Annotated in this window: 2 protein-coding genes; both read left to right on the top strand. The window is 72.3% G+C overall.

Translation table 11 applies throughout. The features are described 5' to 3' along the window. On the top strand, positions 1-8682 hold an 8682-nt coding region (locus ACFYOY_RS29080; RefSeq protein WP_388590479.1), incomplete at its 5' end, for an amino acid adenylation domain-containing protein. Then, positions 8682-15887: an amino acid adenylation domain-containing protein gene (locus tag ACFYOY_RS29075; RefSeq protein ID WP_388590477.1), complete on the top strand. Its 7206-nt coding sequence runs from the start codon at positions 8682-8684 to the stop codon at positions 15885-15887. The genes ACFYOY_RS29080 and ACFYOY_RS29075, both read left to right, overlap by 1 nt. Positions 15888-15942: the final 55 nt, after the last annotated feature.

Below are 15942 nucleotides of genomic sequence, written 5' to 3'. Positions count from 1 at the left end.
TATGTGCTGGATGTGTCGTTGCGTCCGGTGCCGCCGGGGGTGGCTGGTGAGCTCTATATCGCTGGTGTGGTTCTGGCGCGGGGTTACTGGGACCGTGCGGGGCTGACGGCGGAGCGGTTCATCGCTGATCCGTTTGGTCCGGCGGGTGCGCGGATGTATCGCACGGGGGATCTGGCGCGGTGGAACGCTGATGGTCAGTTGGTGTATGTGGGTCGGGTGGATGACCAGGTCAAGGTGCGTGGTTTCCGTATTGAACTGGGTGAGATCCAGGCCGTTCTCGCTTCTCATGGTGAGGTCGCCCAGGCTGCTGTGGTTGTGCGGGAGGACCGGGCCGGGGATCGCCGTGTGGTCGCGTATGTGGTGGCGGATGGGTCGGTGTCCGGATCGGGGTTGCGGGGCCATGCCGCAGCCCTGCTGCCGGATTACATGGTGCCTTCCGCGTTCGTCACCCTCTCCGCGCTGCCGTTGACGCCGAACGGGAAGCTGGACCGGCGTGCGCTGCCCGCGCCCGACTACGGTTCGCAGACCGCCACTGGCCGGGTGCCGCGTTCGCCGCGTGAGGAGATCCTGTGTGGTCTGTTCGCGGAGGTGCTGGGCGTGGAGTCGGTCACCATCGATGACGACTTCTTCCGTCTCGGCGGCCATTCCCTGCTCGCGACGAAGCTCGTCAGCCGGATCCGTAGCGTCATGGACGCCGAACTGCCCATCCGGCAGCTCTTCGAGACCCCCACCGTCGCCGGCATCTCCACCGCCCTGACGACCGACGCGGTGCGCCGCCGTGTGACCGCGGCCGATCCGCGTCCGGACCGCATCCCTCTCTCGTATGCCCAGCAACGCCTCTGGTTCCTCAACCAGTTCGAGGGCCCCAGCGCCACCTACAACGTCCCGATCGCGCTCAGGCTGACCGGCCCTGTGGACCGGGAGGCGCTGCGCCTGGCCGTGGGCGACGTGGTCGCCCGCCACGAGAGCCTGCGCACCGTCTTCACCGAGGACTCCGAAGGCGCCTACCAGGTCGTTCGCCCGCTGGGCGAGGCCGAGCCGGAGTGGACAACGGTGGAGATGGGCCGGGCGAATGTCGAAGGGGAGCTGCGTGAGGCCGCGCGTCGCGGCTTCGACCTGTCGGCGGATTCGGGAGAACTGCCACTGAGGGCAACGCTGTTGGCACTCGACGGCGGTGACGAACACATTCTCCTGTTGGTCCTGCACCACATCGTCAGCGACGCGTGGTCGCGCGCCCCGCTGGCGCAAGACCTGACGGCGGCGTACGTGGCCCGGGCGACGACCGGCCGGGCCCCCGCCTGGGAGCCGTTGCCGGTCCAGTACGCGGACTACAGCCTCTGGCAGCGGGACGTCCTCGGCGACGAGTCCGACCCTGACAGTGAGATCTCGCGGCAGCTCGGTTACTGGACCTCCGCGCTGGCGGGCCTTCCGGATCAGCTGGAGCTGCCGTACGACCGGCCGCGGCCGTCCGTCGCCTCCTACCGTGGGGACCGCATCCCGTTCGAGATTCCGGCCCCGCTCTACGACAAGGTGGTCGCGTTCGCGCGGGACACGCAGTCGAGCCCGTTCATGGTGGTGCAAGCCGGGCTCGCGGCGCTGCTGACCCGGCTCGGCGCGGGCACCGACATCCCCATCGGCACACCGATCGCCGGCCGCACCGACACCTCGCTCGACGACCTGGTCGGCGTCTTCATCAACACACTGGTGTTGCGCGCCGACACGTCAGGACGTCCCACGGCCCGCGCGCTGATCGAGCGCGTCCGTACGCGGAACCTGGCCGCCTATGCCCATCAGGACCTGCCCTTCGAGCGGTTGGTCGAAGTGCTCAACCCCGAACGCTCGCTGGCCCGCCACCCGCTCTTCCAGGTGCTCCTGGCGTTCAACAACACCGACACAGCCGCCACCGACCAAGCCGGGGCCGATATCCCCGACCTCACCGTGTCGCCGGTGGCGGCCGACACCGGCGCGGGCAAGTTCGACCTGTCCTTCGCCTTCACCGAGCAGCCGCACGGAGCCGGCGGACTGCGCGGAGTGCTGGAGTACAGCACCGACCTGTTCGACCGGGACACGGTCGAAACGCTCGGGAGGCGCTACCTGCGTGTGCTGCAGGGCATGGTCGACGCTCCGGACACCCCGCTCGACCGGATCGACCTGCTGGACCAGGCCGAGGCGCGGTCGGTGGTGTGGGATTGGAATGACACGGCGTGTGAGGTGCCGGGTCGGCCCGTGGTGGAGCTGTTCGAGGAGCGGGTGGCGCGGACGCCGGATGCGGTGGCGGTGGCTGCCGGCGGGGTGTCCCTGTCCTATGGCGAGCTGGACGCTCGGGCCGCTCGTCTCGCGCGGCTGCTGGCCGACCGTGGCGTGCGGCCCGAGGCGTTCGTCGCGGTGGCGTTGCCCAGGTCGGTGGATCTGCTGGTGGCGCTGCTGGCGGTGTGGAAGGCCGGGGCGGCGTACTTGCCGTTGGACACGGAGTACCCGGCCGACCGGCTCGCCTGCATGCTCCAGGACGCCACACCCGAACTCATCCTGACCACAGGCGAGTTGGTGTCCTTGCTACCGGACGTGGACATCCCACGTGTGCTGCTGGACGCGCCCGGGACCGCCGAGGAGCTTTCCCGGACGGCGGGGGAGCGGCGGATCGCTCCCCGTGCGCCGTCGCATGCGGCGTATGTGATTTATACGTCGGGTTCGACGGGTCGGCCGAAGGGTGTGGTGGTGCCCCAGGGGCCGCTGGCGAATTTCGTGGTGGCGATGGCCGAGCGGTTCCAACTCACCGGCGCGGACCGGTTGCTGGCCGTCACCACCGTCGGGTTCGACATCGCGGGCCTGGAGCTGTTCGTACCGCTGCTCAGCGGTGCGGCGGTGGTGGTGGCGGAGCGGGATGTGGTGCGGGATCCGGTGGCGCTGTGCGCGCTCGTCACCAACGAGCGGATTTCGGTCATGCAGGCGACCCCCAGCCTGTGGCGGGCGGTGCTGGCCGAGGACGCTTCGGTGCTGGCGGGTGTGCGGGTCCTCGTCGGTGGCGAGGCGCTGCCCGCCGATCTGGCGGTGGCATTGGCCGACCGGGCCGAGTCGGTGACGAACATGTACGGCCCCACCGAGACCACGATCTGGTCGACAGCCTGGTCGGTCACCCCGGACACCGCGCGTGCGCCCCGAATCGGGCGGCCGATCGCCAATACCCAGGTGTATGTCCTGGACGATGGGCTGCGGCCGGTCCCGGCCGGGGTGCCGGGTGAGCTGTATATCGCGGGCGAGGGTGTGGTCCGCGGCTACCACGGACGCTCGGGACTGACCGCTGAACGCTTCGTGGCCGATCCGTTCGACCGCACCGGCGGTGGGCGGATGTATCGCACGGGTGACCTGGTGCGGTGGACCGCCGGGGGTGAGCTGGAGTATCTGTCCCGGGTCGATGACCAGGTCAAGCTGCGTGGCTTCCGGATCGAGCTGGGCGAGATCGAGACGGTGCTGGCCGGGCATGCCCGCGTGGCGCAGGCAGCCGTTCTCGTCCGTGAGGATCGGCCCGGCGACAAGCGGCTCGTCGCCTATGTCGTCCCCTCCGCGGCGGGCGGACCGGAGCCCCTGGCCCTGCGTGAGCACGTGGCCGCGCGACTGCCCGGCTACATGGTGCCGTCGGCGTTCGTGACGCTGGACGCCTTCCCGCTCACCGCGAACGGCAAGCTGAACCGGCGTGCGCTGCCCGCGCCCGACTACGGCCCCGGCACCGCCACCGGCCGGGCGCCGCGTTCGCCGCGCGAGGAGATCCTGTGTGGTCTGTTCGCCGAGGTCCTGGGCGTGGAGTCGGTCACGATCGACGACGACTTCTTCCACCTCGGCGGCCACTCGCTCCTGGCGACCAAGCTGGTCAGCCGGATCCGTACCGTCCTGGACGCCGAACTGGCCGTACGCCGCGTCTTCGAGGCACCCACCGTGGCAGAGCTCGCCACGGCGCTCGACGAGTCCGCCGCGGTACGAGGCCGGGTGGTGAGCGCGAAGCGGCCCGCCCGGGTGCCGCTGTCCCACGCGCAGCAGCGCCTGTGGTTCCTCCAGCACCTGGAGGGGCCGAGCGACGCCTACAACATGGTCATCTCCCTCGACCTGACAGGCCCGCTGGACCAGGGCGCGCTGCGTCAGGCCCTGGCCGACCTGGTGGTGCGCCACGAGAGCCTGCGCACGGTCTTCGCGGACGACACGGGCGGCGGCGCCTACCAGGTGGTCCTCGCACCGGAACAGGCGCGGGTGCCGCTGACCGTGGAGGAGGTGGCCGACGAGGCGTCAGTCGACCGGCTGGTGCGTGACGCCGCCGGGTACGCCTTCGACCTCTCCACCGAGATGCCGATCCGCGCCTCGCTGTTCCGGCTGCCCGCCGTCGCCGGAGGCTCCGAGGGTGCGGAAACCGACCGTTCGGCCCTGCTCCTGCTGACGCATCACATCGCGAGCGACGCCTGGTCGCGCGGTGTCCTGGTGCGTGACCTGACGGCGGCGTACGCGGCCCGCGCGATGACCGGCCGCGCTCCCGCCTGGGAGCCGTTGCCGGTGCAGTACGCGGACTACAGCCTCTGGCAGCGTGACCTCCTCGGTGACGAGTCCGACTCGGGCAGCGAGATCTCGCGCCAGCTCGACTACTGGACCCGGGCGCTGGAAGGGCTCCCGGAGGAACTGGCCCTGCCCTTCGACCGGCCACGGCCGGCGGCCGCCTCCTACCGGGGCGACCGGGTCGGGTTCGAGCTGCCGCCGGGCCTGTACGAGCGGCTGGTGCGGGTCGCCGGTGAGCATCGCGCGAGTCTGTACATGGTCCTGCAGGCGGCCCTGGCGACCCTCCTGACCCGGCTCGGCGCGGGCAGCGACATCCCCATCGGCACACCTGTCGCGGGCCGTACCGACGACGCGCTGGACGACCTCGTCGGGTTCTTCGTCAACACGCTGGTGCTGCGCGCCGACACCTCCGGCAACCCCACCTTCACCGAGCTGGTCGAACGTGTCAGGGCGCGCGACCTGGAGGCGTACGCGCATCAGGACCTGCCCTTCGAGCGGCTCGTCGAGGTGGTCAACCCGGAGCGTTCGCTGGCCCGGCACCCGCTCTTCCAGACCGTCCTCAACCTGAACAACGCCGCTCGGCCCCTCACCGCGCAGACGGGGCTCACCGTCACCGGGCGACCGCTCGGGTCGCCCTCGGCGAAGTTCGACCTCTCCTTCGAAATCGCCGAGACGGCCGGGGCCGCCGGGGCCGGGCTCGGCTGTGCGCTGGACTTCAGCACCGACCTGTTCGACCGGGCCACCGCACAGAGCATCGTCGACCGCTTCGTCCGTGTGCTGGAGCAGGTGGCGGCCGACCCGGCCGTCCGGATCCAGGACCTCCAGATCCTCGACCCGGTCGAGCGGCGCGAGCTGACCGCACCGCCGCGGCACACCTCCGCCCCCGGCGAGACGATCGTGTCCCGGTTCGAGCGGCAGGTGGCCGCGACGCCGGACGCGATCGCGGTGACCTACGAGACCACGTCCCTCACCTACTCCGAAGTGAACGCGCGGGCGAACCGGCTGGCTCATCTGCTGCGCGAGCGGGGAGCGGGATCACAGCGGTATGTGGCGCTGAGCATGCCCCGTACCGAGGAACTGGTCGTCGCGGTTCTCGGCGTACTGAAGTCGGGCGCGGCGTATGTGCCCATCGACCCGGCCTACCCGGCCGACCGCATCGCGTACATGGTCGACGACGCCCGGCCGATCCTCACCGTGACGCCCGATGTGCTCGCCGAGTCGCAGCGGTACCAGGCGGGCGACCCGGACGTGGCGCTCTCGCCCCTGGACACCGCGTACGTCATCTACACCTCGGGATCCACGGGACGGCCCAAGGGCGTGGAAGTGCCGCACGGCAACGCGATACGCCTGATGGACGCGACCGGCCACTGGTTCAACTTCGGCCCCGACGACGTATGGACGCTGTTCCACTCCTACGCCTTCGACTTCTCCGTCTGGGAACTGTGGGGACCGCTGCTGCACGGCGGACGCCTGGTCGTCGTCTCCTACGAGACCAGCCGGACCCCGGAGCGGTTCCTGACCCTGCTGGCGGATGAGCGGGTCACCGTGCTGAACCAGACCCCGTCGGCGTTCTACCAGCTCATGGCGGCCGACCGGGACAATCCCGAGACCGCCGCGCGGCTTCGCCTGCGCCATGTCGTCTTCGGCGGCGAGGCGCTCGAGCTGGGCCGGCTGGCCGACTGGTACGCCCGGCACCCCGATGACGCCCCGTCCCTCGTGAACATGTACGGCATCACCGAGACCACCGTGCACGTCACGCATGTCGCGCTCGACGAGGCCGTCGTCGCGGCCCCGTCCGGCTCGGTGATCGGCGAACCGATCCCGGACCTCGGGGTGTACGTGCTCGACGAGAGGCTCCGACCGGTGCCGAGGGGCGTCGTCGGGGAGCTGTACGTCGTCGGTGCCGGTCTGGCCCGTGGCTATCTCGGCCGGTCCGGGCTGACCGCCGAGCGCTTCGTGGCCAACCCGTTCGGCGAGGGCCGCATGTACCGCACCGGGGACACCGGACGCCGGCTGGCCGACGGGCGCCTGGAGTACCACGGCCGCGTCGACGACCAGGTCAAGCTGCGGGGCTTCCGCATCGAGCTCGGCGAGATCGAGGCGGCGCTCGAGGCGCACACCGCGGTCTCCCAGGCCGCGGTGATCCTGCGCGAGGACCGGCCCGGCGACAAACGTCTCGTGGCCTATGCCGTGCCGACCGCCGGCGCCGACCCGGCTCCCGGGCACGACGCGCTGCGCGCCCACCTCGCCACCGCCCTGCCGGAGCACATGGTGCCGTCGGCCGTGGTCGTTCTGGACGCGCTTCCGCTCACCCTGAACGGGAAGCTCGACCGGCGAGCCCTGCCCGCGCCCGTGTACGGCGGGACGCCGGAGGCCGACCGGCGGGGCCCGCGCACCGAGCGGGAGAAGACGCTGTGCGGGCTGTTCGCCGAGGTGCTCGGGCTGGACGGGGTCGGCATCGACGACGGCTTCTTCGACCTCGGCGGCGACAGCATCATGTCCATCCAGCTCGTCAGCCGCGCCCGGCGGGCCGGACTCGAACTCGCGGTGCGCGACGTCTTCGAACACCGCACGGTCGCCGCGCTCGCCGACGTCGCCACGGAGACCGTCCGGGTGGCCGCGGAGGAGCCGGGAGCGGACGTCGGTGACGTACCGCTGACCCCGATCATGCGCTGGTTCCTCGAACGAGGCGGCCCGGCCGACCAGTTCAACCAGTCGCGGCTCGTCCAGGTGCCCGCGGCCCTCCGCCACGAGCATCTGCGGTCCGCGCTGGGGTCGGTGCTCGACCACCACGGCGCCCTGCGGGCCCGGCTCACCGCCGCTCCCGAACGGCGGCTGGAGATCCGCGAACCGGGCGCGGTCGACGCCGCCTCCCTGGTCCACCGCGTGGCCGCCGCAGGGCTCGACGAGCCGGCCCAGCGGGACCTGGTGCGGCGGGAGACCGAAGCCGCCCGGGAGCGTCTCGACCTGGACGCGGGACGGCTCGTCCAGGTGGTCTGGTTCGACCGCGGCGCGGACACCCCGGGCCTGCTGCTCCTCCTTGTCCACCACCTGGTCGTCGACGGGGTGTCCTGGCGCATCCTGGTACCCGACCTGGCGGAGGCGTACCGCGCCGTGAGCACCGGGCGGGAGCCGGAACTCCAGCCCGTGGGCACCTCGCTGCGACGCTGGGCACAGCGCCTGACGGAGGCGGCGGCCGGGCCCGCGCGGGCGGCGGAGGCCGCCTGGTGGCAGGAGGTGCTGCGGCCCGGGGACCCGCTCCTGGGCAAACGGGCACTGGACCCGGCCCGGGACACGTACGGGAGCGCGGCGCATCTGACGGTCACACTGCCGGTCGCGGTCACCGAGAAGCTGCTCACCCGTGTGCCGTCGGTGTTCACTGCCGAGGTCAACGACGTGCTGCTGACCGCGTTCGCCCTGGCCTGGGCGCGTTGGCGCGGCGGCCGGGACGCCTGGAGCCCGGGCGCGGCCGGGACGCTCCTCGACCTGGAAGGCCATGGGCGCGAGGAGGACATCGTGGGCGCCGTGGACCTGTCCCGCACCGTGGGCTGGTTCACCAGCCTGTATCCCGTACGGATCGACCCCGGCGCGGTGGATCTCACCGACGCGTTCGCGGGCGGCCCGGCCGCGGGCGAGGCCGTCAAGCGGATCAAGGAGCAGCTGAGGGCCGTGCCCGACAAGGGCATCGGCTACGGCCTGGCCCGGCACCTGAACCCGGGCACCGCGCCGGGGTTCACCGGCCTGCCCGAGCCGCGGGTGGCGTTCAACTACCTCGGGCGCTTCCAGGTCGCGGACGCCGAGGAGGCGGGCAGCGCCACGGTCCCGGACTGGACCGTGCTCGCCAGCGCCGCCGGCATCGGCGGCACCGACCCCAGGGTTCCGCTCGCGCACCCCCTGGAGCTCAACGCCCGTACCGACGACGGGCCGCGGGGACCCGAACTGACCGCCACCTGGACCTGGGCCGAGGGCATCCTCGACCGGACCGAGGTCGGCACGTTGGCAGACCTGTGGTTCCAGGCCCTGACGGCCCTCACCGAGCACGCGGAACGCCCCGACGCGGGCGGGCTCACCGTCTCGGACGTTTCGCTGAGCCTGCTGAGCCAGGACGAGATCGAGTTGCTGGAAGACGACTGGAGGACCATGTGATGGCGACGCAGTCCGGACTGCAGGACATCCTGCCGCTGGCCCCGCTGCAGGAAGGCTTGCTCTTCCACAGCGTGTACGACGAGGCGGCGCCGGACGTCTATGTCGTGCAGGACACCATGGACCTGGAGGGCTACCTCGACCCCGAGGCGCTGCGCGCCGCGTGCCGCACCCTGCTGCGGCGCCACGCCAATCTGCGCGCGGGCTTTCGCTACGCGGGCCTGCGGCGCCCCGTCCAGTTCATTCCGCACGAGGTTCCCCTGCCCTGGGAGGAGCTCGACCTCGCCGCGCTGACCGAGGACGAGCGCACCGAGGCGGCGGACCGGGTGCTGGAGGCGGACCGGCGACGCCGTTTCGATCTCGGCAAGCCGCCGCTGATGCGGTTCACCCTGCTGCGGCTCGGCGACGGCCGGCACCGCTTCGTCCTGACCAACCACCACATCCTGCTGGACGGCTGGTCACGCCCGATGCTGCTGCGCGAACTCCTCGCGCTGTACGCGGCCCGCGGCGACGACAGCGGGCTGCCACGGGTCCGGCCCTTCCGGGACTATCTGCACTGGCTCGCCGGCCAGGACCGGGACGCCGCGGTGGCCGCGTGGCGCGAGGCGCTGGCCGGAATCGACGGCCCCACCCTCGTCGCGCCCCGGAGCGGCGACCGGCCCGCCGTCGTGCCGGGACGCCTGGACACCGAGCTCGAACCCGCGGTGTACGAGGCGCTCGCCGCCCTGGCCCGGGAGCGTGCGCTGACCCTCAACTCGCTGGTGCAGGGCGCCTGGGCGGTCGTTCTCGGCGGGCTAACCGGGCGGGACGATGTGGTGTTCGGCGCCACCGTCTCCGGACGGCCGCCGGAGCTCGCCGGGGTCGAGACGATGGTGGGCCTGTTCATCAACACCCTGCCCGTCCGGGTACGGCTGCGTGCCGACGAGCCGCTGGTGGACCTGGTGCGCCGGGTCCAGGACGAGCAGACCCGGCTTCAGGCGCACCAGCAGATCGGCCTCGCCGAGGTGCGGCGGCTCGCCGGAGCCGGTGAACTCTTCGACACCACGATGGTGTTCGAGAACTACCCCGTGGACCTCACGGCCGGGAACGACAAGCCCGGCGGGACGAGCGGCCTGACCGTCGCCGGCGCCCGCAACCGCGACGCCGCGCACTATCCGCTGGCGCTCGTCGCGGTCGGCCGTGGCGGCCTGCTGCGGCTGCGCCTGGACCACCAGCCCGACCTGATCCCCGAGGCATCGGCCCGCGCCGTCCTGGACCGCGTGGTCCGCGTCCTCACCTCGGTCGCCACCGACCCGCTGCGGCCCGTCGGCCGGCTCGAGCTGCTCTCCGGGGAGGAACACCGCACCGTCCTCGCGCTCGGCCATGGCGCGGACACCGACGTCCCGGACCTCAGCCTGCCGGAGGCGTTCCGCGCCCAGGCCGCTCGCACCCCGCACGCCACCGCCGTCCGCACCGGGGCCGACGCGCTCGACTACGCCGCGCTCGACGCCCGCTCCGACGCGCTGGCACACCGCCTGACCCGGCTCGCGGTGGTGTCGGAAACCCCGGTGGCGCTGCTCATGGAGCGCTCGGCGGACGTCATCGTGTCCGCGCTGGGCATCCTCAAGGCGGGCGGCGCGTACGTCCCGCTGCGGCAGCGTGACCCGGCCGACCGGCTGCGGCTGCTCACCGGCCTCGCCGGTGTCTCCCTGGTGCTGACCGACCGGGCGAACGCCGACCGCGCCGCGGAACTGGGGCTCCCCGTGGTCGTCGTGGACGACGGCACCGGGACGGAGCCCGATCCCGTGCCGGGAGAGCCACTGCCGCACGTCCACGCCGGACAGATCGCCTACATCAGCCACACCTCCGGCTCCACCGGAACACCCAAGGGCGTCGCCGCCACCCATCGCCATGTGCTCGAACTCGCCCATGACCGCTCGTTCGCGAACGGCGCCCACACCCGGATCCTGGTCCACTCGCCGCACGCCTTCGACGCCTCCACCTACGAGATGTGGGTGCCGCTGCTGACCGGCGGCACCGCCGTCGTCGCCCCGCCCGGCGACCTCGACGCCGAGCGGCTCGGCAAGCTGCTCGCCGAGCACGAGATCACCGGGCTGTTCCTGACCACCGGTCTCTTCCAGCTCGTCGCCGACGAGGCGCCCGAACACTTCGCGGGCCTGCACGAGGTGTGGACCGGCGGCGAGGCGGTCCCCGCCGCGTCCATCCGCCGGGTGATGCGGGCCTGCCCCGACACCACCGTCATCGACGTGTACGGGCCCACCGAGACGACCACGTTCGCGGTGCGCCACCGGCTTCCCCGGGGACCGGAGGTCCCGGCCTCCGTCCCCATCGGCAGCCCCCTGGACAACACCCGGCTGATGGTCCTCGACACCGGGCTGCGCCCTGTGCCACCGGGCACGGCGGGCGAGCTGCACATCGCCGGCGCGGGCCTGGCCCGCGGCTACTGGCGGCGCCCCGGGATCACCGCGGAACGCTTCGTCGCCGATCCCTACGGCCCGCCGGGCACCCGCATGTACCGCACCGGCGACCTGGTGCGCTGGAATGCCGACGGCGTCCTCGAATACCTCGGGCGCGCGGACGAGCAGGTGAAGCTGCGCGGCTTCCGCATCGAACTCGGAGAGATCGAGGCGCTGCTGGGCAGCCATCCCGACGTCGCCCAGACCGTCGTCACCGTGCAGGAGCCGCGCCCCGGCGACAAGCGACTGGTCGCCCACCTCGTCGCCGAGCGCGGCACCACCCCGTCCCCGGAGGACCTGCGGGCGCACCTGGCCGCCGAACTCCCCGACTACATGGTGCCCGCCGCGTTCGTCGTCCTCGACGCGCTGCCGCTGACCGGCAACGGCAAGGTGGACCGCAAGGCCCTGCCCCTGCCCGACACCGGCCCCGCCACCGGAACGCGCCGTGCCCCGCGCAGCCCCCAGGAGGAGATCCTGTGCGGCCTCTTCGCGGAGGTACTCGGCCTGCCGTCGGTCGGCATCGACGACAACTTCTTCGACGCAGGGGGACACTCGCTGCTCGCCACCCGGCTCGCCGGACGCATCCGTTCGGTGCTCGGTGCCGAGCTGGCGGTGCGGCAGCTGTTCGACACGCCCACGGTGGCCGGGCTCGCCCGCGCCCTCGACACGGCCGGATCGGCCCGGCCGGCGCTGATGCCCGCCGCGCCGCGCCCCGACCGTGTCCCGGCCTCCTTCGCCCAGCGCCGGCTGTGGTTCCTGCACCGCTTCGAGGGCCCCTCGCCGACGTACAACATCCCCTTCGCACTGAGGCTCACCGGCGATCTGGACCGCACGGCGCTGCGGGACGCGCTCGTGGACGTCGCGGAGCGCCACGAGTCGCTGCGCACGGTCTTCGCCGAGGACGCCGAAGGGCCGTACCAGGTCGTGCTGCCCGGGCCGGAGGCCCGGACCGCGCTGACCGTCGTCCCCGAGGTGCCGCGAGATCGCCTGGAGCGGGAGATCGCCGCCGCCGTCGGACACGCCTTCGACCTGTCCGAAGAACTCCCGCTGCGCGTCTGGCTGTTCGAGACCGGAGAGCGGGAGCATGTGCTGCTGCTCCTGGTCCACCACATCGCGGGCGACGGCTGGTCGGTGCCGCTGCTCGCCCGCGACATCGTCGCCGCCTACGCCGCACGACGCGTAGGCACCGCCCCCGCCTGGCAGCCGCTGCCCGTCCAGTACGCCGACTACAGCCTGTGGCAGCACGAGGTGCTCGGTTCCGAGGACGACGACGAGAGCCTGATCGCCCGACAACTCGCCTACTGGAAGGGGGCGCTGTCCGGACTGCCGGACGAACTCACACTGCCCGCCGACCGGCCGCGCCCCGCCACCTCCGGCCATCGCGGCGAACGCATCCCCTACCAGGTGCCCGGACCGCTGTACGAACAGGTCCGCGCTCTGGCCCGGGCCACCAAGGCCAGCCCCTTCATGGTGGTCCAGGCCGCGGTCGCCGCGCTGCTCACCCGGCTCGGGGCGGGCACCGACATTCCGCTGGGCACCCCTGTGGCCGGCCGCACCGACGACGCCCTCGAGGATCTCGTCGGCTTCTTCGTCAACACGCTGGTGCTGCGCACCGACACCTCGGGCAACCCCACCTTCCGTGAGCTGATCGCCCGCGTCCGGGACACCGACCTGGCGGCGTACGCCCACCAGGACCTGCCCTTCGAACGGCTGGTGGAGGCGCTCAACCCCAGGCGCTCGCAGGCCCGGCACCCGGTGTTCCAGACCATGCTCACCTTCAACAACACCGAGCAGCGGCAGACGCCGTCGGACACGGCGGCCCCCGAGGACGGCGTGGGGGCGCCGGGCCTCACCGTCGAGCGCGTGGCCTCGGACACCGGCACGGCCAAATTCGACCTGCTGCTGTCCTTCGCCGAACGGCACGCCCCCGACGGCAGCGTGGACGGGCTCAGCGCGGGCCTCGAATTCAGCACCGACCTCTTCGAGCGCGACACGGCGGAGCGGATCGTCGCGCGGCTCCTGCGGCTGCTGACGGCCATGACCGCCAATCCGCAGGCGAGACTCGGCGAGGTGCCGCTCCTCGACGAGGGCGAGCGGGCCGCGGTGCTGAGCGGTGGCCGCGGCGCGGCCCGCCCCGCGCGCGACGCCTCGCTGTGCGAGCGGTTCGAGACGGCCGTTGCCCGCAACCCGCACGGCGTGGCCGTGGAGACCGCGGCCGGCGCGGTCGGCTACCCGGAACTCAACGCGCGTGCCAATCGCCTCGCACGGCTGCTCATCGACCGCCAAGTGGGTCCCGAGGACCTTGTCGCGGTCGCCATGCCCCGGTCGGCCGACCTGGTCACCGCCCTCATGGCGGTCCTCAAGGCCGGTGCCGGGTATCTGCCCGTCGACCCCGAGTACCCCGCGGCCCGTATCGCGTTCATGCTCGAAGACGCCCGCCCCGCCCTCGTGCTGACCACCCGCGAACTGGCCACGGCGCTTCCGGAAGCACTCGCCGGCCGCACCATCGCGACCGACGACCCGAAGGCCGCCGAGGCGCTCGCCGCGTATCCCGCGACCGACGTCACCGGCGACGAGCGCGCCAGGTCGCTCCACCCCGCGCACCCGGCGTACGCCATCTACACCTCGGGCTCCACCGGCCGCCCCAAGGGCGTGGTGATGCCCGCGGGCGCCCTCGCCAACCTGCTGGACTGGCACCAGGCGCAGCTGCCGGGCGGACCGGGCACCCGGGTGGCGCAGTTCACCGCGGTCAGCTTCGACGTCTCCGTCCAGGAGATCCTCTCCGCACTGCTGCACGGCAAGACCCTCGTGGTCTGCCCCGAGGACGTCCGCCGCGACCCGGCCCGCCTGGCCCGCTGGCTGCACGACGCGGGCGTGAAGGAGCTGTACGCGCCCAACCTGGTCATCGACGCGGTGTGCGAGGCCGCCACCGCCCAGGGGCTGGAGCTGCCGGACCTCACCGACCTGGTACAGGCCGGGGAGGCGCTCACCCCGCACGGCGCCATCCGCACGTTCTGCGCCGACCGCCCGGGCGTGCGGCTGCACAACCACTACGGGCCCGCCGAGACCCACGTGGTGACGGCCTGCCCGCTCCCGGCGGACACCGACGCGTGGACGCGCGGCCCCGCCCCCATCGGGCGGCCCGTCGACAACACCGCCGTGCGGCTGCTCGACCCCTGGCTGAACCCGGTGCCGCCGGGCGTCCCCGGCGAGCTGTACATCACCGGCGCCGCCCTGGCCCGCGGCTACATCGCCCGCCCCGACCGCACCGCGGAGCGGTTCGTCGCCGATCCCTACGGCCCGTCGGGCGCCCGTATGTACCGCACCGGCGACCTGGCCCGCCTCACCCGCGACGGAGAGCTGACGTACTTGGGGCGCACCGACACCCAGGTCAAGATCCGCGGGTTCCGCATCGAACCGGGTGAGATCGAGTCGGTTCTCACCACCGCCCCGGAGGTGGCACGGGCGGCCGTGGTCGTGCGGGAGGACCGGCCGGGGGACCGGCGGCTCGTCGCATACGTGGTCGCGGCGCACGGCGCCGAGCCCGGACCGCGCCGGGTGCGCGAGCACGCTGCCCGGCATCTGCCCGACCACATGGTGCCCGCCGCGTTCGTCACCCTGGACGCGCTGCCGCTGACGCCCAACGGCAAGCTCGACCGGGCCGCGCTGCCGGCACCCGAGTACCGGGGCGATAGGGCGTCGGGCCGGCCGAGGACGCCCGAGGAGCGTGCCCTGTGCGCCCTGTTCGCCGAGGTCCTGGGCGTGGAGGAGGTCGGAGCCGACGACGAGTTCTTCGACCTCGGCGGCCACTCCTTCCTCGCCGCCCGGCTGGTCGGCCGGATCCGCGACGAGATGGGCGGCGACCTGCAGGTGCGCGCGGTCTTCGACGCTCCGTCACCGGCGGCGCTCGCCCGCCTGCTGACGGGCGAGGCGGCTGCGGAGGGCGACTCGACGGGGATGCTGCTGCCCCTGCGCGCCCGCGGCTCGGCCGCCCCGCTGTTCTTCCTGCATCCGGGAGGCGGCTTCAGCTGGTGCTACTCGGGACTCGTCCGCCATCTCGGCGCCGATGTGCCGGTCCACGGCATCCAGGCCCGCGGCCTCGACGGCACCGGACCGCTCCCGGCGTCCATGGACGAGATGGTCGAGGACTATCTCGCGCGGATCCGCTCCGTGCAGCCCCACGGCCCCTACCGGCTCGCCGGATGGTCCTTCGGCGGGCTGACCGCGCAGGCGCTGGCCGTCCGGATACGAGCGGAGGGCGAGGAGGTCGGGATGCTCGCGGTGCTCGACTCTTACCCGCCGGGGGAGCACAGCGACCACTCGGAGCCGGTGGAGCACGAAGTCGTCGCGAACAACCTGCGGGCCATGGGATTCACCTTCGACATGGCCGAGCTCATAGCAGACCAGGAGCAAGTTCTGCTGCGCTTCCGGGAATTCCTGCAAGGGGGAAATCACCCCATGGCCCACCTCGACCACCTTGAGGCCCAGGACGTGCTGGCCCTCAAGGACGTCTACGTGAACAATGTCCGGATCATGCGGTCCTATGTACCCCAGTTCTTCGACGGGGACATGCTTTTCATCTCCGCGGAGCGCAAACCCGCCGGCCGGGAAACCCTCCTGGATGTCAACTTGTGGCAACCACTGACAGGCGGGTCGATCGAGATATGCCCCATAGACTCGAACCACGGAGATCTGATGACCGACGCCCGTCACGCGGCGCGTATCGGACGATTTCTCGCCGACCGGCTGTGAGCCGTGAATGTACGTCAAGCGTCAAGTGAAAGAATTCCTTCGAGAAGGAGCGATC

It is taken from the genome of Streptomyces sp. NPDC007875 (assembly GCF_042868035.1).
In the GTDB taxonomy this organism is placed as follows: Bacteria; Actinomycetota; Actinomycetes; order Streptomycetales; family Streptomycetaceae; genus Streptomyces; species Streptomyces antimycoticus.
This window is presented reverse-complemented; position numbering and strand designations above follow the sequence as displayed.